Origin of the sequence: Sorangium sp. So ce367 (genome assembly GCF_051520455.1) — a bacterium.
GTDB classification, from domain to species: domain Bacteria; phylum Myxococcota_A; class Polyangia; order Polyangiales; family Polyangiaceae; genus Sorangium; species Sorangium cellulosum_B.
Genome location: NZ_CP150334.1, coordinates 4,017,708 through 4,039,155, shown reverse-complemented (window position 1 = coordinate 4,039,155; position 21,448 = coordinate 4,017,708). Strand labels below are relative to the sequence as shown.

The following is a 21,448-nucleotide window of genomic DNA, read 5'->3' as shown; positions in this document are numbered from 1 at the left end:
GGGCCTCCGCGCAGGATCAGCCGCCGGTCGCGGCCAGGCCGCGACCGTCAGAGCGCGACAGGGAACGGATTGCGCTCGCTGAACCCGGCCTGGTGAAAGTAGGGATAGGGCAGCTTCGTCTTGCTCGCGGCGTCCAGCTTCGCGATGTGCTCTGGCGCGAGGTTCCAGCCGACGGCCCCGAGGTTCTGTCGAAGCTGCTCCTCGTTGCGAGCGCCGATGATCACGTTCGCGACGCTCGGCCGCTGCAGCAGCCAGTTGAGCGCGATCTGCGGGACGGTCTTGCCCGTCTCCTTCGCCACCGCGTCGAGCGCGTCGACCACACCATAGAGGTACTCGTCGTCGATCTGCGGCCCCCCCTCGGTAGACAGCTTGTTCCGGAGCCGGCTGACCTCGGGCAACGGCTGCCCGCGCCGGATCTTCCCCGTGAGCCGCCCCCAGCCCAGCGGGCTCCAGACCACCGCGCCGACCTTCTGATCGAGCGCCAACGGCATCAGCTCCCACTCGTAGTCGCGCGCCACGAGCGAATAATACGCCTGGTGCGCCACGTACCGAGAGAGACCATATTTCTCCGACACCGCGAGCGACTTCATCAGGTGCCAGCCGGAGAAATTCGAGCAGCCCAGGTAGCGGATCTTCCCCGCTCGCACGAGATCGTCCAGCGTGCCGAGCGTCTCCTCGAGGGGCGTGACCGCGTCGAAGCCGTGCAGCTGAAAGAGATCGATGTAATCCGTCTGTAGCCGGCGCAGGCTCCCCTCGATCGAGCGGATCAGATGATACCGCGACGAGCCGACGTCGTTGGGGCCCTTGCCGCTCCGGAAGGTCGCCTTGGTGGAGATGATGACCTTGTCGCGCCTGCCCTTGATCGCATGGCCGAGGATCTCCTCGGCGAGCCCGTCGGAGTAGATGTCGGCCGAGTCGAACATGTTCATCCCGGCCTCGAGCGAGACGTCGACCAGCCGAGTCGCCTCGGCCACGTCGCTCGATCCCCACCCCCGGAAGAACTCGTTGGAGCCACCGAACGTCCCCGTCCCGAGGCTCAGCACCGGTACCTTGAACCCTGACCCGCCGAGCTGTCTGAACTCCATGAATCGCCTCCGCGCCAAATGGGGACAACCTCGGAGCGCGGGGGAGAGGAGCGCCGGACATCAGGCTCTCGCCCCCTTGCCGCGGTCGTGGACGGTTAGGAACTCCAAAGCGATCCGGAAGTCAAGCGCCACCGTGATCACAGCCCGAGATCGAACCGGAACGCCCGCAGCGCCTCCGCGCTCGCAGAGCACCGGAGGCGCTCGTCACGCGGCATCTGCCCGAGCGTGCGCGTGTGCCCGGCCGGGATGAACATCGGCTCCCAGTGGATGCCCTCGTCTCCCCGCCGCTCGACGGCGATCTCGCCGGGGACGGTGCCCGTGTAGACACGCAGCGTCCGGCCGTCGCAATAACACACCTTCTGGACCACGTGCGCCGCGCGCGACTGCCCCGGAGGGATGAGGGAGCAAATCCGGTCCTGCAGCCGCTCCCAGAACGGCATCACGAGCGGGCCCGGGAAGCCGTTCAGGTGCTCGATGAAGAGGCCGCCGTGCTCGACGAAGAGCGGCACGAGGGAGAGCCGGTAGGCGGCGAGGGCCTCCTCGCGAACGACGGTGTCGAGATCCGAGGAGAGGATCTGGGGCACGTCGAGCCGGAGGACGCGGAGCGGCGTCGGGGCGTCCTTCCATACATACGTCATGTCCGCGATCTTGCGGTGGTTCGACGAGACGAAATAGACCATGACCACCGCCCTCACCCGTCCCCTCATCCGTCCAGCGCGTCGAGCAGGTCCACGACGCTCTTCGTCTTGTCGTTCGGGTCGAGCTCGATCACGTCGATGTGCCAGTCCTCGAGCAGCGCCGGCTGGACGAGCCCGGCGCCGAACGTCGCCCAGTAGCCGCGGCGGTTCGAGGCGCGCCTCGCGAGCTGCGGGCTGCCCTCGATGCGCATCTGCTCCATGCGGTACCAGATGTACCGGATGTCGACGTCGCCGAAGCTGTAGCCGAGGAAGAGGAAGCTGTTGCTGAGCAGATCGGCCCGCAGGCGCTGATCGGGCGCCGCCTCGAGCCGGAGGCGGCTGAAGTACTGCGATTCGGTGAGCACCACCGTCTCGGGCCACTCGAGGTCTCCATGAAACTTGATGACGTGGCACGCCCCCTGCGCCGGGCACCGCGCGAAGTCGTCGAACCTGGCGAGCGCCACGGCCTCTTTGCCTGCGTCCCGCAGCGCCTCCTCGATGTGGTGCTCGAAGTTGGTCGTGTAGATGGTCGAGAAGTCGCGGCGCGCCAGGGCCTTGTGCTGGCACGAGCTCCTGCGCCGCTCGTCCACCTCGCCCGCGTGGAAGCGCGCGCGCATCTCGGCGATGAAGCTGTCGAGGCCGCCCGCGCACTCGCGGGCGAAGAAGCCGGCGAGCTGCGGGGGCAGGCCGTGCAGCTCGAAGAGCGCTGGCTCGAACCCCAGCGCGGCGCCCATCCACCCCATCAGCTCCTTCCACATCGGCAGCCGGAGCGGGGCAGAGAAGCCCGCGCCCAGAAAGGGAATGAGGCGACCTTCCCGGTACGCCTGCCGGAGCGGGATCGCCGCTTGCTCGAGCGTGAGTACAGCCATCTTCAGCGAGCGATGGTATCTGCCCGACGACCTCGCGCAACCAGCGCCCGCCGGGCCGGAACGCCTCGCCCCGAGCGGATGTCGGCGCGAATGTCGGCCGGCGCGCAAGGACAGAAGCCGCGATGCATCAGGACACACGCGGCAGAGCCCGGCGCTGCGGAGGAGGGCGCCGGTCGCACCTCGCTCCCCACGGCGGCAGAGCGGCGTCGAGCGGGCCCTCTCGCGAGCCGACGAGCAGCGCACGTACCCATGGTCGAGCCCGGAGAGCGCCCCGGAGCTCGACGAGAGCTACGCGGTGTACGGTTGCGGCCTCGATGGATCGTGCGAGATCGCGGACCTCCAGCCTGGCGGATCGAGGTCGCCGCGGGGAGACGGGCGGTGGGGACACGCGGATCTGGGGGGAAACGTGTGGGAGTGGGTGCTGGATTCGTTCGCGGCGGACGACCCGCTCGAGTGCGATGACTGCGCCGTCCTCACCCCCGACACGAACCACATGATCTGGGGCGGGGGCTGGCGCAGCGGGAAGGAGACATTGCTCACCTCAGCCTTCCAGGAGCGCCCGCCGACGGGCCACTTCGCCGGCGCAGGGCTGCGGTGCGCACGGGCGCGGTGATGCGCGCGGTCGGACGTCGCGGCGTCGCGGCCGCGGCTCCGCGCAGCGCGACCCTCGCGGGTCCCTGGATCCTTGACGCGACAGCCGCCGCGCGCGACCCTCCCGCCGTGTCGGGCACGCTCGCGGACGGAACGGTCTTCGCGCACCGCTATCGCGTGGCGCGCCTCCTCGCCGTGGGCGCGATGGGGTCCGTCTACGAGGTTGTGCACATCGAGACGAACCGCCGCCGGGCGCTGAAGGTGATGCACGCGTACCTCTTCCAGAGCGAGGAGATGCGCAGCCGCTTCAAGCGCGAGGCGCAGATCACGGCGGACATCGAGAGCGAGTACATCGTCGACGTCTTCGACGCGGGCATCGACGAGGCGACGGGCATGCCGTTCCTCGTGATGGAGCTGCTCCGCGGCGAGGAGCTCGGCCAGCGCCTCAAGCGCCTCGGCAGGCTGCCTCCCGGCGAGGTCGCGACGTACCTCCAGCAGACCGCGTCGGCCCTCGACCGGACCCACGCGGCGTCCATCATCCACCGGGATCTCAAGCCGGAGAACCTGTTCGTCACCCAGCGCGACGACGGGACGCCCCGCATGAAGATCCTCGACTTCGGCGTGGCGAAGCTGCTCGCCGAGGGCGGGACGGCGGCCGGCATCACGCGGAGCCTCGGGACGCCCATCTACATGGCGCCCGAGCAGTTCCGCACCGACACGAAGCTCACCAGCGCCGTGGACATCTACGCGCTCGGGATGATCGCGTACACGCTGCTCGTGGGGACGCCGTACTGGAGCCCGGAGGCGCTCAGCGCGAACGACGTGATCGCGTTCGCGCTCGTGGCCGTCAACGGGCCGCAGGAGCCGCCGGTCCACCGGGCGATGTCGCAGCGGGTGGTGCTGCCGCAGAGCTTCGATGGCTGGTTCGCTCGGGCCACGGCCGTCGATCCGGCGGCGCGGTTCCGCCTCGCGAGCGAGGCGGCGCAGGCGCTCTCCGAGCTGCTCGGCCTCGCCCCGGCCAGCAGCGGGCGTTCGCCCCGCCCGACCACGCCGCCCTGGGCCCTGGCGAGCCCCTCGGCGCACGCGCTCACCGCGCCCGCGCTCACCGCGCTCACCACGCCCGCGATCACCGCGCTCACCACGCCCGCGATCACGGCGCCCGCGATGATGCCGCCGGTGGCGACGAGCGTCGGCCCGATGGGGCCGGAGCACCCGTCTCGCTCCCCGGTCGCGCCCCTCGCGGCGACCATGGAGACGTCGGTGACGTCCGTCCCTTCAGGGAACACCACGCCGATCGCGCCAAACCGAGCCCCGCTCGTCGCCGCCGCGGTCGTCGTCGGGCTCGGGGTGCTTGGCGCAGGGACCTGGCTCCTGATCCGCGCCGGGGCCCAGGCCGATCCGGCGGTGGCCGCGCCGCCTTCGGCCCCCGCGCCGGACGCCGCCTCGGCGAGCGCCGCCGCGACCGCTGCGCCGAGCGCGACGCCGCCGGCAGAGCCGCCCGCGCCGGCGCCCAGCGCCTCCGCGCCGGCGCTCGCCGCGGAGCCCCCCCAGCCCGCGACCAGCGCCAGCGCCAGCGCGGGGCCGGCCGCGCGCGGGGCGGCGGGCGCTCCCCCGAAGGTGGCGCCGAGGCCCGCTTCGACCGGGCGAACAGGCGCCGCCTCTCGCCCCAAAGTCCCTTTGCTCGGACGAGATTGAGGCCGATGTCCGCCGCGCTGCCGGTCCGATCCTCGCCGACACCCATCGACACCTTTGCCTGTGGATGCCCCAGAACATGACACGTCGCCTGCGCCGGATGGCTCCTCTCGCTCTCGTCCTCTGGCCGCTCGCCGCCGCGACGCCCGCCGCGGCGCAGGACAGCGCGGCCGCGGAAGCCCTCTTCAACCGGGGGCTCGCCGAGATGGAGGCGGGCCAGTACGAGACGGGCTGCAACGCGATCGCCGAGAGCCATCGGCTCGAGCCCAAGCCGGGGGCGCTCTTCACGCTGGCCATCTGCGAGTCGAGGTGGGGCCGCGTCGCGAGCGCGTTCGCGCACTTCGGGGAGTACCTTGCGCTCCACGAACAGCTGACGCCGGACCAGAAGCGCCGGCAAGGCGAGCGGCCCAAGGTCGCCCGGGAGGAGCGCGAGAAGCTGGCCCCGCTCGTGCCGGAGCTCGCGCTCTCCCTCCCGCCCGGAGCCCCCGCGGGGACGGTGGTGAAGCGCGACGGTCGCGCGGTGGACAGCGCGGCGCTGGGCGCGAGCGTGCCGGTGGATCCGGGAGAGCACGTCGTGTCGACGCAGGCGCCGGGAGGGCCTGTCCAGGAGACGCGGATCCACCTCGCGCACGGCGAGAAGAAGCGCGTCGAGCTGCAGGTGAGCGGCGCCCCGCCGCCGTCTGCCGAGGGCCTTTCAGGTCGGCGGGCGGCCGTGTACGTGGCCGGCGGCGTCGGCGTCGCGGGGCTCGTGCTCGGCGGGGTGACGGGCGCGCTCACGCTCGGCAAGAAGAGCGTCGTCCGCGAGCACTGCGGCAGCAGGATCGGCCTGAGCGACCCGACGGCCTGCGACCAGACGGGCCTGGACGCGGCGGAGAGCGCGAGTACCACCGGGCTCGTGAGCACGATCGGCTTCGGCGTGGGGCTGGCCGGGCTCGGGGCGGCGGCGGTCCTCTACCTGACCGAGCCGGAGCAGAGCGACATGACCGCCGGCGCGACGTCAAGGCGGATCCGCGCAGGGGTGCTCGCGGCAGGCCCGGAGGGGGTCGTGCTCGGGGCGAGCGGGTCGTGGTGACGCGGCGGGGCCGTTCACCTTCGCGACCTTCGCCGCCCTCGCCGCCTCTACCCACCGGCGCAGAGGCGCGCTAGACCCGCCGCGTGCAGCTCATCCCCGCCATCGATCTCCTCGGAGGCCAGGCCGTGCGCCTCCATCAAGGGCGCTACGATCAGGTCACCGTCTACGACCAGGACCCGGCGGCGCTCGCCGCTCGCCTCCGCCGTGCCTGCGCTCAGCTGCACGTGGTCGACCTGGAAGGGGCCCGCGCCGGCCTGCCCGTCCAGGCCGACGCCGTCCGCGCCGTCATCGCGGCCTTCGGCGCGGAGGGCGGCAGCGTGCAGGTGGGCGGCGGCATCCGCTCCGCCGCCGCGGCCGAGAGCTACCTCGCGCTGGGCGCCGAGCGCATCGTGCTCGGGACCGCCGCGGTGAACGATCCCGCGCTCGTACGCGACCTCGCCGGCCGCTTCCCGGGGCGCGTCGTGGTCGCCGTGGACGCCAAGGACGGGCGCGTGGCCGTGCAGGGCTGGGAGCAGGTCTCCTCCGTCACCGCCCTCGACGTCGCCCGCGCGCTCGCCGGCGCCCCCGTCGCGGCGCTCCTCTACACCGACGTCTCCCGCGACGGCACGCAGGTCGGCCCCAACCTGGAAGCCACCCGCGAGCTCGCCGCCTCGTGCGGCTTCCCCGTCCTGGCCTCCGGCGGAGTCGGATCGCTCGCTCACCTGCGCGCGCTCGCGCAGATCCCCGGCGTCAGCGGCGTCATCGTGGGCCGCGCGCTCTACGAGGGGGCCTTCACGCTCGCCGAGGCGATCGAGGCGGCGAGCGCCTGACGGCGTGTGTGCGTTTTCGTGTACGATCCCCCCGACAATGCACGAGCGCGACGACCCACGGCCCTCCTCACGCGAAGTCGCGGCGGAGGAGTTCCTGTTTCACCTGCACCGGGGCAGCGAGCTCCTGCAGGACAACCGGGTCCACGCCGCGAAGGCGGAGCTCGAGCGCGCGCTGTCGCTCCAGCCGAGCGATCCCAAGGGGCAAGACCTGCTCGGGATCGTCTACTTCCGGCTGGGGCTCTACCCGCGGGCGATCGCGATCTATGAGCGGCTGATCCAGGCCCACCCGGAGGCGGTCGAGCCGCGCATCAACCTCGCGCTCTCGTACCTCAAGACCGGGCAGCCGGCGCAGGCGCGGTCCGAGCTCGAGAAGGCGCTCGAGCAGAACCCGAAGCACCAGCGCGCGTGGGGCTACCTGGGGCTCGCGTTCCAGCGCATGGGCGACTACGAGCGCGCGAGCCACGCGTTCGCGGCGGGCGGCCACGACGCGATGGCGCGCCGCCTGCTCGACATGACGGGCGGCGCCACGGGCCGCTACTCGATGGAGCCGCCCGACACCGAGGATCAGCCGCCGGTCGAGGCCAAGGTCGAGGTGCAGCGCGCCGCAGGCGAGGCGGTGCAGGCGCTCGATCGCGCCGGCGCGGGCTTCCGGCACGACTCGGATCTGCCGCGCATCCCGTCAGGGACATGGTCGGCCATCGAGCCTGGCCGCGAGATGATGCCGACGATCCCGGCGCCGCCGTCGTTCAAGAGCCTCGGGGCGGACAGCCGCGCGGGAGGCGCGACGAACCCGCCCGGCGCGAGCAGGGCTCCCGGCCCGAGGGTCGGCGCGGCGCCGACGGTCCCGTCGATGCCGGCGGTGCAGGCGCCGCCAGGAGGGAGCGTGGCCCCGACCGTGCGCCGCAGCACGGTGGCGCCCGAGGAGCCCTCCGCGACGGGCCGCTTCGCGATCGCCGTCCCCGCGGCGGCGGACACGGCGGCGGCGAGCAAGAAGGCGGCGGGGCGGCCGTCGTCGTCCTCGCTGCCGCCTCCAACGGCGGCGCCCGCCGCGCCGCCGCCGGCCGCGACGCCGTCCGCGGCGCCGCCGCTGGAGACGCTCTCGGCGCTCGCGCGCGAGCGTCTGCTCGTCTTCCCGCGCGAGGCCGCGGTCACGCGGCACCCGAGCGGCATCGTGCTCGTGCAGTCGGCGAAGGGCTTCGTCGCCCGGCTCGACGCGCTGCGCACCATGAGCGTGCACTCCGGGACCGCCACGCACGTGCTGAAGCGGCAGGCGCGCGGGCGCATCTTCGACGAGCCGCTCGGCGGGCCGAGCACGCCCTTCATCGAGATCGGCGGGCGCTGCGAGCTCGTGCTCGGCGCGCCGGAGGGGCGGCGGCTCCACCCGGTGACGCTCGGGGAAGAGTCCATCTACCTGCGCGAGGACGTCCTCGTCGGCTTCGATCTGCCGATCGGCTACGAGAACGGCCGCCTGCCGGCCGGCGAGGGCGAGGCGGTCGCGATGGTGCAGCTCCGCGGCCGCGGCCACATGGTCCTGTCGGTGCCCGAGCGCGCCGCCGCGCTGGAGATCACCCCGTCGCGGCCGACGTCGACGCGCGCGACCGCGGTGCTCGGGTGGATGGGCCGGCTCCTGCCGCGGACGCTGCCCGCCTCCGAGGCGCCTGGAGGGATGCAGGGCTTCGTGACGTTCGGCGGAGAGGGGATGGTCCTCATCGATGGTCGCTAGCGCGGGCACGTCCCTGCGGGGCATCAAGGCGCAGCGGCGGCGCACGCTCTGGGAAGACGCGCGGAACCTCCCGAACCTGCTCACGTTCGCCCGGATCCTCATGATCCCGGCCGTCCTCTTGCTCCTGTCGAGGGGCGCGCCGCGGGACTGCTTCTGGGCCGCGGGCGTCTACTCGCTCGCGGCGATCACCGACATGCTCGACGGCTACCTGGCGCGGCGGCAGGGCCTCGTGAGCGTGCTCGGCAAGTTCCTCGATCCGCTCGCCGACAAGCTCATCGTCGCCGCCACGCTCGTGTGGCTCGTGCCGATGGGCCGGATCCCGGCGTGGGCGGTGGTGCTGCTCATCTCGCGCGAGATCACGATCACGGCGCTCCGATCCATCGCCTCGACCGAGGGGCTCGTCATCGCGGCGGGCGACGGCGGGAAGATCAAGACAGCGCTGCAGATGATCGGGATCGTCTGCTTGATCCTCGGCTACCCGTACCACATCCACCTCGGCGTCGACTTCGGAGAGGTCGACGTGGTGCACGTCGGACGGCTGCTCATCTATCTATCGCTCGTCTTCTCGATCACGAGCGCCGCGCAGTACATGGGCCTGTTCATCGACGCCATCGACGCCAAGAACCGGCCTTCCCCTCCGCAGTAGATGGGCAATAGGCAAGCCCGCGTGGTTCTGCTAGACCAGCGCGCGTGAAAGCCCCGAAGACATCGCGCAACGCGTTGCGCCCCGCGCTCCTCCTGGCCGCGCTCGCCGCGGCGATCGTCGCCTCCGCCGCGAGCTGCAGCCGGCAGCAAGAGGGCGAGCCCTGCGAAATCGCGAACGGCAACGATGACTGCGCCGATGGCCTCGAGTGCATGGGCATCGGTCAGCAGCAGCAACAATATCGTTGCTGCAGACCGGATGAGATCACGCAGGTCTGCGATCCCAACCAGAACCCGACGACGAGCGGCGCGAGCAGCACGAGCGGCACGGGCGGCGGCGGTGGCACCGGCGGCAACGGGACGGCCGGGGGCGGCGGTACGGGCGAGGGCGGAAGCGGGGGCGGTACGGGTGGCGCCGGTGGTACGGGTGGCGCCGGCGGCACGGGCGGAGGCGGTGGCGGCGCGGGTGGCGGTACCGGCGGCGCGGGTGGCGGCACCGGCGGCGCGGGCGGTACCGGCGGCGCGGGCGGACGCTAGCGCAGCGAAGGCAGCCCCCGCATCCCACCCACAGAAGCGACAGGCGCGAGCGCTCCAGGCCTCGCGCTTGCATTGGGGGCAGGCGGCGCGCGTCGATGCGCCGCCCGCCGCGTGACGCCAGCGGCCTCAGGCCCTCACTTCAGCCCAGCTCGCGGCGCGCCCGCGCACGCCGCCTGAGCACGGCAGCTCCGGCGAGCGCGACCCCCGCGAGCGCCGTCCACGGCGCGACAGGCGCGCTCGGCTCGGCGGCGCGGCAAGCGCACCCCGCGACCGTCTCCGGTTCAGGATCCTCGATCGGATCGGTCGGATCCGGCGTCGCGCCGCCCGTGGCGCCGGCGGGCTCCGGCTCGACGGGCTCCGTCGGATCGACCGGCGGCTCCAGCCCGAGATCTTCGCTCTCCACCGTCACGGACGAGGACGGACAGTTCTTGTGGCCGATCACCAGGTAGTACGTCTGCGTGGGATCGAACGGCGGATCCGAGGTCTCGTCGATGACGAGCTCGCCGTCCGTCTCCGTGATCCCCTCGACGCTGTAATCGTAGTTCGTGGCCTCCGGCAGGAGCTCGCCCAGCGTGAAGCCGACGTGCCGGCGGGCCCTCACGTAGATGCTCCACTCGACGTCGCTCCCACGGTCGGGATCGAGCTCCACGGTGAAGCGGACGCCCTTCGCGGCCGGATCCGGCTTGCTCTTGAAGTGGAAGAGGCTCTGCAGGCTGAGCTGCGAGCGGTAATCCGCGCACGACGCCCCCGAGCCGAAGACCAGCGAGTCGATCCCGAACATGTTCGTCGTCTGCGACTTGCCCCCGGTCAGATCGAGCACCTCCTCGCAGTCGTCGAGGCCCCGGCTCTCGATCAGCGCGTCGACGGCGCCGGCGTCCGCCTCCGTGAGCTCGCCGGCGGTCACCAGCTTGCCGGTCGCCCTCTTCAGCGCCTTGGCGAAATCGCCGAACGAGGCGTTGGGGGTCAGCAGCGTCACCGTGCCCCAGACGAGCTTGTCGCCCACCTTGGCCCCGAATTTCTCGCGCAAGGACCACGCGAGGCTGCCAATCAGCTCGCCGTCCTCGTGCACCTCGCCCACCAGATCGCCGGGGCACGTCTTGGTGTCCTTCGCGAGGTCGCGCGCCATGCCGAAGGGCGCCAGCGTCGCCTCGCCGAGCGTGGAGTCGCCGTTCACGGTGCAGGCGAAATAGTCCGCGATGCCCTCATCGATGCTGCCGGCCCAGGGGGAGAGCCCGTATTCGTTGATCGCGAACTGGCCCCCATTGTAGCCGACCGCGTTGGCGGAGACGTAATGGGTGAACTCGTGGAGGAACACGTCGGAGTCGTCCGAGAAATCGAAGAACGAGCCCTGGCCGATGGCGATGAGGTTCGGCGCGCGGAAGGGCTCGCCCATACCCTCTCCCGAGAAGAACGCGTTGTCCATCGGCCGGCCCGCCTCCAGCATGTTGGCGACCGCGACGAGCTTCCAGCCAGGCGCCCCCATGTCGATCTGGTGGGTTGACACGAAGTAATCGCGCATCCGGGTGAGGTGGTAATAGATGCCGACCTGCGCGAACTGGTCGTGCGCATCCTCCGCGCTCGTCGGCGGATCGTAGAGGAAGTCCTCCCCCGCGTTCGGCCCGACGCTCTGCTCCACGGTGAGCGGGACGCCGCCGGTGAGGTCGCCATCCACGTAATTCACCACCTTGAAGTTGCCGTTCCAGCCGCTCAAGGTCTGGGGATCCGCCGCGTCGAGGCTGCTGAGCTCGAGATCCTGGACCTCGGGCGTGACCGCCGAGCTGATGGGGTAAACGCGCCCTCGCGCGTGCACGGCCAGCGAGCGCCTGTGGACGAGCTTGCCAGTGTGCGCGTCGACGAGGTAGCGCTCCCCGCCGCGATCCGACCGGACATCGACGACCCAGACGAGCTTGCCGCCGGTCTCCGCCTCGGGAAACACCGCGAGCGCCGCGTTCGGCCGCTCCGCGAGCGTCATCCCGTAGGTCGCCTCGACCGCGCGCCGCGCGGCCTCTTCCCCGTGAGTCGGCGTCGTCGCGACCGACAGGTCCCGCGCCACGTCGAGCACCACGACCTCCGCGCGGTTCTCCCGGGTGAGATCGATCGCCACCGCGGCGCCGAGCACGGGCAATCCGGCGTGGACCTGCCCGAACCGGACAGTGCGGTGATCGCCATCGACGAGCTCGCTCTGGTAACGCAGCGAGACGCCCTGGAGGCGGAGGTCTGAAGCGGCGTGCTTCAGAGCCGCCTCCGCCGCGCCCCGCGCGCCGTCCGTGCCGCGGAAGGACAGCGCCGTTGCTGGCGAGCCCTGCCGCAGCGTGTGCCACTCCGACGCGGCGGCGGGCCCCGCAGACGCCAAGGCTGCGAGTGCGGTCAACGGAAGCAAGAGCGGCAGTCGTCTCATGGGTTCATCTCTCCGGCTGGATTTCTGCTGGCTTTCTGCAAGCAGCGCTCGCGTGAGGCGCGGCAGGGCCGGACCGACGAGCGCGACCAACGTAACGAGTTGCGTTGGCTCATCAAGGAGAAGCGACGCGACGTCCTCGCGGAAAATCAAGGAGTTGTGGCCGCGATTGCCTCGTTACGTGACCTCCCTGGTCAACCTGCGTGGTATGTCTCCGGCACCTTCAACGCAGGCTGCCGTGGCTCTCTCTGAAACAAACACCTCCATTGGATTCCCGGCGACGTTCGCCCCGAGCGACATCGTCTCCGCCTGTTCCCCGTGCCCCGCCGGTCCCTCCGGTGCGCCGCTGCCCGGCAGGGTTCGCGTCGGCGGCCGCGTGATCGAGGTCGCGGAGGGCGCGGTCGTCCTCGGCGACGCGTTCGGCGCGCTGCGCGTCGCGCTCGAGGGCGCGCCCGCGCCGCCGCTCGAGGTCGGCGATTTCGCGATCGTCGAGGGCGCGCCGGCGCCGGCGCCGACGCCGACCGACGGCGCGCTCGCGTCCGCGCGGCTCGTCGAGCGGATCGCGCCCCGGAGGCCGCCGCGGACGCGCGCGGGCGCCGCCGCGCCGCCGTCGAGCGAGACAGAGCGCGCGATCCATCGCGGGCGCGGCGCGGCGCTCGCCCAGCGCGCGGCGGCGCTCGCCGCGGTGCGGGCGCTGTTCGCCGAGCGCGGCTTCCTCGAGGTGGAGACGCCGAGCATGGTCCCCTCCCCCGGGCTCGATCTGCACCTCGACGCGTTCGCGGTGCAGGCGGCGCGCCCGACGTTCCTGATCACGAGCCCGGAGTACCAGATGAAGCGGCTGCTCTCGGGAGGCGTCCCGCGCTGCTTCCAGCTCGCGCGCTGCTTCCGGCGCGGGGAGCTCGGGGACAGGCACAACCCTGAGTTCACGATGCTCGAATGGTACCGCGCCTTCGCCGGCGTGGACGAGGTGATGGCCGACACCGAGGCGATCGTGCAGCGCGTCGCGGGCGCGCTCGGCGCGGAGGGCACGATCTCGACGTCCGGCAAGCAGGTACGTTTGGAGCGGCCGTTCCCGCGGATCTCGATCGGCGAGGCGTTCGCGCGCTGGGCGGGCGTGCCCGCGGACGACGCGATCGCGCTCGCGTCGAGCGACGAGGAGCGCTTCTTCCGCCTGCTCGTGGACGCGGTGGAGCCGGCGATCGCCGCGCTGCCCCACCCGGTGTTCCTTGTCGACTTCCCCGCGCCGTTCGCGTCGCTCGCGCGGCTCAAGCCGAGCGATCCGCGGGTCTGCGAGCGGTTCGAGCTGTATGTCGCGGGCGTCGAGCTCTGCAACGGCTTCGGCGAGCTGACCGACCCGGTCGAGCAGCGCGCGCGGCTGCTCGCCGATCAGGCGGCGCGGGCCGCCCAGGGCAAGCCGGTCTATCCGATCGACGAGCGCTTCCTCGACGCGCTGGAGGAGGGGATGCCGCCCGCGGCGGGCAACGCGCTCGGGGTCGATCGCCTCGTCGCGCTGTGCCTCGGCGCCGCGTCGATCGGCGACGTCCTCGCGTTCCCTCACGGCTGGCTGTGACCGGCGCGGCGGTCCCCGACGGCGACACGCGCCTCTCACCGGAGGTCCTGTCGCAGCTTGCCCGCAAGTACCTCACGCTCGCGGAGCTACGGCGCGCGCGGGCGGCCGGGGAGCCGATCCCGGGCAAGGAGGTGTTCCGCGCGCTTGCGGGCGAGTTCCCCGGCGCGCTGAACGAGCTCGACAACCTGCCCTTCGACGAGATCGAGCGGCGTCGCGACGCGCTCTCACGGGCCCTCGCCGGGGGCCCGGAGGAGCGCTGGATGGCCTGGATGCACGGCTACCACACGCTGATGCGGGCGGCGCTCTACGTGAAGATCCGCGTCGCGCGTCGTGAGGAGCTGTCCGACGTCGCGGCGGCGGCGCTCGCGGAGCGGGCGGCGAGGCACGCCGGCACTCCCGTCGACGTCGCGTTCGTGATCGCGGTCAGGGCGCCGCCGGACGGCCGGCTGAACCGTCTCGTCCTCGGCCGGCTCGCGACGACGTTCGGCACGTCGATGGCGGAGATCCGGGGAACGATCTTTCCGCGGCGGGGGGCGGAGGGTGGCTGAAGCGCCGCGCGCTCGGCCGAGCACGCCGCGCTGGCTCGCTGGCGGGACGTGCGCCGGTGGTCCGCTGGGCCGTCAAGAAGCCGTGGCGGCGAGCCACATCGACAGATCGTCTGCGGAGAGGTCGAGCACCACGTCGCCCACCTTCTCCGGGCCTTCTGCGTGCAGGCGCTCGTGGAGCCGGCTTCGCTCCGCTGCGGAGAGCGGGCGCCCCAGTCGCCGCTCGACCTGGTGCGCGAGCAACGCGAGGCCCTTCTCCAGCCCTTCCTTGAGCCCGGCCGCCTTGCCTTCCCTGTAAATCGAGTTCTGCATGACGATCTCCCGCGGCAGCAATGATTTTACCACATCTGCCAGACCACGCTCACGCGTGTCCGCTTCGGCCAGGGCCACCATCGCCGCTCCGAGCTCCGCAAACTGACGCTCGCCGGAGCAGGCCCGGAGCGCCTCGATCACCTGGCTCAGCTTGCTGCCATCCGCATCCGCTGCCAGGGGCGTAAAGATCAGCCAAAACGGGCTGCCACGCGCCGCCAGCTCGGCCACCGTCCGCTGATAAACCGCCTCGATACGGAACTGCACGCCGGAGAACGGCTCGTCCGATGACGATGTCCGATATGCGCCGTGCGTTGGCCACGGCGCTTCCCGGCCAGAAAGGACGACCACCACGCTGTCGATCGGCGTGGGTTGCCGAGCCGGGGCGCCCTCGCTCGCCCGCGCCTCGTCCGCCACCGCCAGCGCCGTCAGGCAATGGTACTCGAACACGCGGAACGGAATCTCGTCGCCCATCACCAGCGACCACTCTGCGTGGAGCAGTCGCCGCTCGCCGCCCACCTTCACGGCGAGCGCCCGATCGAGCCGCCGCTGGCGGCCGGTGACCTGCGTGTCGACCCAGCCCAGCGGCTCGATGGGCCCGGTCGCGCCGAGCAGAGCGCGCGCGACGTCGTGCGGGAATTGCCGCGATACGTGGCGGAGGATCAGATCGACATCGTCCTGCTCGTCGTCCTGCCTGGTGTTCTCCTTTCGGCGCCTGCGGCCTCGCTTGCCCATGTCGACGGACCGTCCTCCTGCACCTCGAACATCGACGCGAGCCCGCCGCAGTTGCGCGGACGCCTAGCGCCCCCCGTGACGAGCTCCGGCCATCGGCTAAGCTCCGCGCCCGATGGAACGTCTCTTCTTCGTGCTCTCGGGCGTTTACGGGTTCCTCGCGGTGGCGCTCGGCGCCTTCGGCGCCCACGGGGTCAAGGCGACGCTCGACGCGGAGCCGGACGGCGCGCTGCGCCTCTCCTGGTGGCAAACGGGCGCCCAGTACCACCTCGCCCACGCGCTCGCGCTGGCGCTCGCCGCCCACCTCGCCGCGCGCACCGGCGGGACGGCGGCGACCGTCGCCGGCTTCTGCTTCGCGGGCGGCGTGCTCCTCTTCTCCGGCAGCCTCTACGTGATGACCCTGACCGGCGTCCGCGTCCTCGGCATGGTCACGCCGCTCGGCGGGCTGCTCCTGCTCGCGGGCTGGGGCGCGGTGGCCGTGGCCGCGCTCGGGATGGCGAAGGGCTGAGGCCCCCGGCAGAGGGGGCCGCCGCGCCTACGTCGTCCTGCGCGCGAAGAGCCGGCCGAACCGCGCCGACGCGCGCTCGCGGAGGGAGACCGCGCGGGACCGGACCCGTCCCCAGCGCTCGCTGCGCGCGAGATCGTCGAGCAGCGAGTACGAGACCGGCGTGACGATCAGGGTGAGCAGCAGGCTCAGGGACTGGCCTCCGATGACCACCACGGCGATCGTCTGGCGCTCCTCGGCCCCGGGCCCCGTGCCCAGCCAGAGCGGGAGCATGCCCGCGACAAGGGCCAGCGTGGTCATCAGGATGGGCCGCAGCCGATCGCGGTTCGCCTGGAGGATCGCCTCCTCGCGCGGAACGCCCTCGCTCCGGAGCTTGTTCATGTGGTCGACCTGGAGGATCGAGTTCTTCTTCACCACGCCGAACAGCACGAGGAAGCCGAGCGCAGAGTACAGGTTCAGCGTGTTCCCGGTCGCCCACAGGCTGAGCAGCGCGAACGGCACCGACAGCGGCAGCGAGAGCAGGATCGTCACCGGGTGCACCAGGCTCTCGAACTGCGACGCCAGGATCATGTACATGAGCACAATCGACAGGAGGAACGCCCAGATGAACTCGCCGAACGTGCGCTCGAGCTCCGCGCCGCGGCCGCGCACGCTGGTGGTGTACGCCGCGGGCATGTCCATTTCCCGGGCGGCGCCGCGCAGCGCCTCCAGCCGGTCGGCGAGCGCGTAGCCGGGGGCGACGCCGGCGCGCAGGCTCGAGACCCGCTGGCGATCGAGCCGGTCGATGCGCGACGGGCTCCTCGCCTCCTCGATGCGCACCAGGTTGTCGAGGCGCACAAGGTCGCCCCGGAGCAGCGGCGTCGCGGCCGAGGGCGCCGCCGCGCCGCCGGCGCCGCCCGGCGACGGCGCGGCCGGCGTGCGCGCCGTCCGGGGCACGTACAGGCGGCGGACGGCCGCCACCCGATCGCGATCCTCCTCGATGAGGCGCAACTGCACGTCGTAGTTCTCGTTCTCGGCCTCGTCCCGGAAGCGCGAGACCGCCTGATCTCCGCCCACCATCAGGCGCAGCGCGGTCGCGATGTCCTGCGTGCGGACCCCGAGCTGCGCCGCGCGATCGCGCTCGATGAGCACCCGGAGCTCCGGCCGGTCGATCTTCAGCGTCACGTCGGCGTCCACGATGCCGCCGAGCTGCGCGGAGCGCTCGCGGAGCTCGTTCGCATACCGCTCGAGCTGCTCGATGTCGGGGCCCTGGATCGCGAAGTCGATCTCGAAGTTCCCGCCGCCGATGTTGAACGACGGCACGTTGCGCACCGAGATCCGGAGATCGGAGTACTTGCGCAGCTTGCGCCGCACCTCCTGCATCACGTCCTTCTGCGAGGTGTTGTCCTTGAAGGCGCGCCATGGATGGCCGGAGAACGTCTCCCGGAGCAGCCGTGTCAGGGAGAACGTGCGCTCGTCGTGCGGGGCGATCCGCACGAAGGCCTCGCCCGCGCTGACGCCGCCCACGAAGCCGCCGCCCGCGGTGGCGAGCACGCTCCGCACCCCGCGCACCCCGCGGACGTCGTCGCTGATCTGGCGCATCACGTCGTCCATCGCGCCGATGCTCGCGCTGAGCGGGGCCGTGACGCGGATCTCGAACTCTGCGTCGTCCGCGCCCGAGGGGATGTACTCCTGCTTCACGAGCCCGTAGAGCGGCACGGCCGACGCCATCACCAGCGCGCCCGAGACGGCCACGAGCGCCCGGTGCCGCATCGCGAACGCGAGGGCGCGCGTGTACCTGGCCTCGAGCCTCCCGTAGAAGCCCTCTCGCGTCGCCGCCCCGCCCCCGCCGCCGTGCGCTCCCGCCTCCCCCGGCCCGTGCGCGCGGGCGCCCTCCTCGCGGAGCAGGCGCGCGCTCATCATCGGGGTCAGCGTGAAGCTGACGAGCAGGCTCACGAGGATCGCGACCGTGGCCGTGATCCCGAACTGGAACAGGAACCGCCCCGAGATCGACGACATGAACGAGACGGGGACGAAGATGACGACGAGCGACAGCGTCGTCGCGAGCACGGCGAGCCCGATCTCCTGCGTCGCGGCCCTGGCCGCCTCGAAGGAGTCCATCTTCTTCTCCTCGACGAAGCGGAAGATGTTCTCGAGGACGACGATGGCGTCGTCGATGACGATGCCCACCATCAGCACGAGCGCCAGCATCGTCACGCTGTTCAGCGTGAAGTCGAGCAGCCACATCATGCCGAACGTCGCGACGACCGACGTCGGGATGGCGACGCCCGCGATGATCGTGGACCGCCACGACCGCATGAAGAGCAGGACGACCGCGCACGCCAGGATGCTGCCGAGGACGAGGTGCACGTTGATCTCGTGCAGCGCCGTGTAGATGTAGCCCGACTGATCGCGGATCACCTCGAGTCGCACGTCCTCGGGCATCTGCTCGGAGAGCTTCGCCAGGTTGGCCTTCACGGCCTCGATCACCGCGACGGTGTTGGCGCCCGACTGCCGCACGACGTCGAGGACGACGGTGGGCTTGCCGTCGAGGCGGGCCAGCGAGCGCTGCTCGTAGGTGCCGTCCTCGGCGCGGCCGATGTCGCGCACCCGGACGGGCCGCCCGTCGACGGTGGCGACGACCAGATCGTTGAACGCGCCCGCGTCCTCGATGCGGCCCATCGTGCGCAGCGTCCGCTCCTCCTCCTTCCCCGTGACGTTCCCCGCGGGGATGTTCGCGTTCTGCTGCACGATCGCGTCGCGGACGGCGGTGATCGGCAGGCCGTACGCGGCGAGGCGATCGGCGTTCAGCCAGATCTTGATGGCGCGCTGCTGCCCCCCCACGACGCGCACCTCGCCGACGCCCGACGACCGCTCGAGCTGCACCCGCACGAGCTTGTCGGCCACCTCGGTGAGCTCCCGGATCGAGCGATCGGCCGAGAGGGCGATCGACATGACCGGGGTCGAGTCGTTGTCCTGCTTCGCGATGACGGGCGGATCGGTGCCCACGGGGAGCCGGCGCAGCGCCGCCTGCACGCGATCGCGGACGTCCTGCGCCGCCGAGTCGATGTCCCGGTCGAGGTTGAAGGTGGCGACGACCACGGAGGTGCCGCTCGTCGAGATCGAGCGGAGCTCGGCGATCCCCTCGACGGTGTTGACCGCCGCCTCGATCTCCTCGGAGATCTCCGACTCGACGTCCTCGGGCGCGCCGCCGGGGAGCGTGGTGCGGACCGAGACCGTCGGCAGGTCGACGGCGGGGAAGCGATCCACGCCCAGCTTGAAGTAGGCCACGGCGCCGACCACCACGAGGGCGAGCGTCAGCATGGCGGCGAAGACGGGCCGCTGGATGCAGATCCTGGCGAGCGCTTGCACCCTAGCCCCCTTCCACCACGCGCACCGGCTGCCCCTGCTGGAGCGATCCGGGCTTTGCGACGACCGACTCCCCCACCGCGACGCCAGACACGATCTCGATCCGATCCCCCGACGTCTTTCCGGTGGTGACCTGCTTCTCCTTCGCCTTGCCGTCCTCGACCGTGATGACCTTCGCGAGGCCGGCGAACCGGACGACGGCGGTCGCCGGCACGGTCGGCACCGGCCTCGAGCTCACGACGATCTGCGCGCTGACGAGGCTCCCCGGCCGCAGGTGGCCGGGGTTCTTGATGTCGCTCTCCACGAGCAGGGTGCGGCTCTGCGGGTCGATCGCGGGCGCGAGGCGCGCGACCGTCCCCGGATAGGCGGCGCTGTCTCCCTGGAGGGTCACGCGCACGGGCTGGCCCGCGCGCACGCCGGCCGCCTCGAGCTCGGGGATGGCCACGCGCAGCCGCAGCGGGTCGATCCGGACGACGTCCACGATCGGCGCCCCCGCGGCGAGGTACTGGCCGACGTTCGCTCTCCGCACCTGGACGACGCCATCGAGCGGCGACCGCACGAGGGTGTCGGCGAGCTGCTGCCGCGCCATGCGCAGCTCGGAGCGCCGCTGGCGGACGGCGGCCTCGCGGATGCGCACCTCCTCCCGCGCCGACTGCACGGCGGTCTCCGCGCGGACCGCCGCCGCCTCGGCCGCGTCGAGGTCCATGCCCGACATCAGCCCTTCCCTGGCGAGCCCCCGCGCCCGGACCTGGTTGGCCTGCGCTTCCTTGAACGTCGCGAGGGCCTGCCTCACGACCGCCGTGCCCTCGATATCGAGCTCGCTGTCAGGCCCGTCCGGGGGCAAGCCGAGCTGGGCGCGGCTCTGCGCCAGCGCGGCCGTGGCCTGCTCGATGCGCAGCTCGTAGTCCCGCGCCTCCAGCTGAGCGATGACCTGATCTCGCTGGACCGGGCTCGCCAGGTCGACCGAGATCGAGGCGAGGCGCCCGGCCACCTTGGCCCCCAGCGTCACCTGCTCATCGGCGTCGAGGGTCCCCGAGATGTCGATGGCCTGCTCCATGACGAGCTCCGTCACGGGGGCGAGCGTCACCTCCTTGACGCTGGCGGCAGGCTTCTCCGCCTTCGCGCCGCCGGGCTGGGACGCTCCCTGATTGCATGCGAGGCACTGCAGAGCGGCCGCGAACGCGACCGCCGATGTCCAGAGCACCCTTGGCGGGCCGGAGGCGCGGTGACGGGAGTTTTCGGGCTGGCGAAGCTCGGGAAGGACAGTCCACATGGCGGCGGCCTCAGATGACCAGGAACGCCCCCCCGAGCGCGTGTTCGCCGCAGGATATTGACGGCATCAGGGTTGGAGCGCAACGTGCGCTCGAGCACGCCGCAGCGGTGTCCGCTTCGCGAAAGTGGCTGGGATCGGGCTCTCGACGTGTCGGATCGCTGCCGTCAGGTCGATTCAGGCTCAGGCTCAGGCGCCGCCGGTGTCGGGCTCGATCCGGTCGTTTCGGGCTCATCCTGCTTCACTGCGCGCCGACGCGCGCGGGCGCGCGCGCTCGATGTGCGGAAGAGCGCGAGCACCTTGCGCTCGTCGCGGTAGACATAGCGGCCTGCGGCGCGGATCTCGTCCATGGCCTCGCGCAACCACCAGAAGGCGCGATTCCGGAGTGCCATCGCGGCGTCGCCCCCGGGATCGACGGCGCGCTCCGCCGCGCCGCTGCCGAGCGCCGCGGCGAGCTCACGGGCGCGCTCCGGGGCGCGCTTCGGAAGATCGGCCCTGGCCAGCGCGTCGCGGTGCTGCTCGAGGAGCTCGGCGAGCTGGCTCAGATCGCTCACCAGGTCGGCGACGCCGGTGCCAAGGAGGATCCCGTCGACGCGCCGCTCCACCTCCTCGTCCGCCGCGAGGAAGTAGCGGAGCGCCGCGATGGCGTCGCGCTTGAGGGCCTCCGCGTCCTTGCGCTGCGCGCGCAGATCCGAGGAGAGCGGGAGCGTGCGGACCTCGGTCCAGGCGGACTCGGCGGCGGCGAGCAGGTCGCGCCGGGCAGAGATCGAGGTGCCGACCTCCTTCGAGAGCCTGCTCTTTTTGTAGATCTCCTTGCCGAGCTTGCTCAAGGCGACCTCGAGCTCCCGCGCCTCCTGCAACGTAGTGGAGACGGGGTGGTCGATCGGCGCCTCATAGGCAGGATCGAGATCGAGCAGCTCCTGCCGCTGGGCGGCCGTGAGCGTCGACTTCTTCTTCTTGCCGCCGCGCTGCGGCTCAGCGGAGGGCTTCTCGCCCTGCGTGTCCGCGTCCGAGGCGGCCTCGGTTCGTGACTTCTTCTTCTTTTCGCTGGCCATTGGCGTGAGCGTACGGCAGCTC

The 21,448-nt window shown here is 71.9% G+C and carries 18 protein-coding genes; 10 read left to right on the top strand and 8 right to left on the bottom strand.

What is annotated here, in order from left to right; genetic code table 11:
• Positions 1–47: 47 nt before the first annotated feature.
• From WME97_RS15485 to WME97_RS15475, 3 genes are all read right to left on the bottom strand, one after another.
• A complete protein-coding gene (locus WME97_RS15485; protein WP_437552681.1) occupies positions 48–1,085 on the bottom strand; it encodes an aldo/keto reductase in 1,038 nt (345 codons plus the stop codon).
• A gap of 137 nt (positions 1,086–1,222) precedes the next feature.
• Entirely contained in the window at positions 1,223–1,780 is a 558-nt protein-coding gene (locus tag WME97_RS15480; RefSeq protein ID WP_437552680.1) for a non-canonical purine NTP pyrophosphatase, read from the bottom strand.
• An 8-nt stretch (positions 1,781–1,788) separates the two neighbouring features.
• Positions 1,789–2,631, bottom strand: coding sequence for an SIR2 family NAD-dependent protein deacylase (locus WME97_RS15475; RefSeq protein WP_437552679.1), 843 nt, complete (start codon positions 2,629–2,631; stop codon positions 1,789–1,791).
• Between WME97_RS15475 and WME97_RS15470 the strand changes: the two genes are divergently transcribed.
• From WME97_RS15470 to WME97_RS15440, 7 genes are all read left to right on the top strand, one after another.
• The gene (locus tag WME97_RS15470; RefSeq protein WP_437552678.1) at positions 2,564–3,244 is read left to right on the top strand and encodes a formylglycine-generating enzyme family protein; all 681 of its coding nucleotides are present in this window, start codon (positions 2,564–2,566) and stop codon (positions 3,242–3,244) included. The two genes, WME97_RS15475 and WME97_RS15470, sit on opposite strands and share 68 nt — an antisense overlap.
• Before the next feature lie 107 nt (positions 3,245–3,351).
• Positions 3,352–4,917: a protein kinase domain-containing protein gene (locus WME97_RS15465; protein WP_437552677.1), complete on the top strand. Its 1,566-nt coding sequence runs from the start codon at positions 3,352–3,354 to the stop codon at positions 4,915–4,917.
• 97 nt (positions 4,918–5,014) lie between these two features.
• On the top strand, positions 5,015–5,986 hold the full coding sequence (locus tag WME97_RS15460) for a hypothetical protein (protein WP_437552676.1): 972 nt from the start codon (positions 5,015–5,017) through the stop codon (positions 5,984–5,986).
• An 83-nt stretch (positions 5,987–6,069) separates the two neighbouring features.
• Complete coding sequence (gene hisA / locus WME97_RS15455) at positions 6,070–6,795, top strand: 1-(5-phosphoribosyl)-5-[(5-phosphoribosylamino)methylideneamino]imidazole-4-carboxamide isomerase (protein WP_437552675.1); 726 nt, start codon at positions 6,070–6,072, stop codon at positions 6,793–6,795.
• Between the two features lie 37 nt (positions 6,796–6,832).
• Positions 6,833–8,518, top strand: a complete 1,686-nt coding sequence (locus WME97_RS15450; protein WP_437552674.1) for a tetratricopeptide repeat protein — start codon at positions 6,833–6,835, stop codon at positions 8,516–8,518.
• Positions 8,508–9,164, top strand: coding sequence for a CDP-diacylglycerol--glycerol-3-phosphate 3-phosphatidyltransferase (gene pgsA / locus WME97_RS15445; protein ID WP_437552673.1), 657 nt, complete (start codon positions 8,508–8,510; stop codon positions 9,162–9,164). The genes WME97_RS15450 and pgsA overlap by 11 nt, the downstream gene beginning before the upstream one ends.
• Before the next feature lie 44 nt (positions 9,165–9,208).
• Positions 9,209–9,697: a hypothetical protein gene (locus tag WME97_RS15440; RefSeq protein ID WP_437552672.1), complete on the top strand. Its 489-nt coding sequence runs from the start codon at positions 9,209–9,211 to the stop codon at positions 9,695–9,697.
• A gap of 139 nt (positions 9,698–9,836) precedes the next feature.
• On the opposite strand, the gene WME97_RS15435 is transcribed toward WME97_RS15440, so the two are convergent.
• Positions 9,837–12,050 carry an MYXO-CTERM sorting domain-containing protein gene (locus tag WME97_RS15435; protein WP_437552671.1) on the bottom strand — a complete coding sequence of 738 codons (2,214 nt, stop codon included), beginning with the start codon at positions 12,048–12,050 and terminating at the stop codon, positions 9,837–9,839.
• Positions 12,051–12,468: 418 nt separating this feature from the next.
• On the opposite strand from WME97_RS15435, the gene epmA reads away from it, so the two are divergent.
• Both epmA and WME97_RS15425 read left to right on the top strand, forming a co-directional pair.
• Complete coding sequence (gene epmA / locus WME97_RS15430) at positions 12,469–13,662, top strand: EF-P lysine aminoacylase EpmA (RefSeq protein ID WP_437552670.1); 1,194 nt, start codon at positions 12,469–12,471, stop codon at positions 13,660–13,662.
• Positions 13,659–14,210, top strand: a complete 552-nt coding sequence (locus tag WME97_RS15425; protein ID WP_437552669.1) for a hypothetical protein — start codon at positions 13,659–13,661, stop codon at positions 14,208–14,210. Before epmA ends, WME97_RS15425 begins: the two co-directional genes overlap by 4 nt.
• Before the next feature lie 72 nt (positions 14,211–14,282).
• Here WME97_RS15425 and WME97_RS15420 read toward each other — a convergent pair whose 3' ends face one another.
• Entirely contained in the window at positions 14,283–15,251 is a 969-nt protein-coding gene (locus WME97_RS15420; RefSeq protein ID WP_437552668.1) for a hypothetical protein, read from the bottom strand.
• Positions 15,252–15,363: 112 nt separating this feature from the next.
• Between WME97_RS15420 and WME97_RS15415 the strand changes: the two genes are divergently transcribed.
• Positions 15,364–15,756: a DUF423 domain-containing protein gene (locus WME97_RS15415; protein WP_437552667.1), complete on the top strand. Its 393-nt coding sequence runs from the start codon at positions 15,364–15,366 to the stop codon at positions 15,754–15,756.
• Between the two features lie 27 nt (positions 15,757–15,783).
• On the opposite strand, the gene WME97_RS15410 is transcribed toward WME97_RS15415, so the two are convergent.
• The 3 genes from WME97_RS15410 to WME97_RS15400 form a co-directional block, all read right to left on the bottom strand.
• Positions 15,784–19,104: an efflux RND transporter permease subunit gene (locus WME97_RS15410; protein ID WP_437552666.1), complete on the bottom strand. Its 3,321-nt coding sequence runs from the start codon at positions 19,102–19,104 to the stop codon at positions 15,784–15,786.
• 1 nt (position 19,105) lies between these two features.
• Complete coding sequence (locus WME97_RS15405) at positions 19,106–20,374, bottom strand: efflux RND transporter periplasmic adaptor subunit (RefSeq protein WP_437552665.1); 1,269 nt, start codon at positions 20,372–20,374, stop codon at positions 19,106–19,108.
• A gap of 164 nt (positions 20,375–20,538) precedes the next feature.
• Complete coding sequence (locus WME97_RS15400) at positions 20,539–21,426, bottom strand: hypothetical protein (RefSeq protein ID WP_437552664.1); 888 nt, start codon at positions 21,424–21,426, stop codon at positions 20,539–20,541.
• Positions 21,427–21,448: the final 22 nt, after the last annotated feature.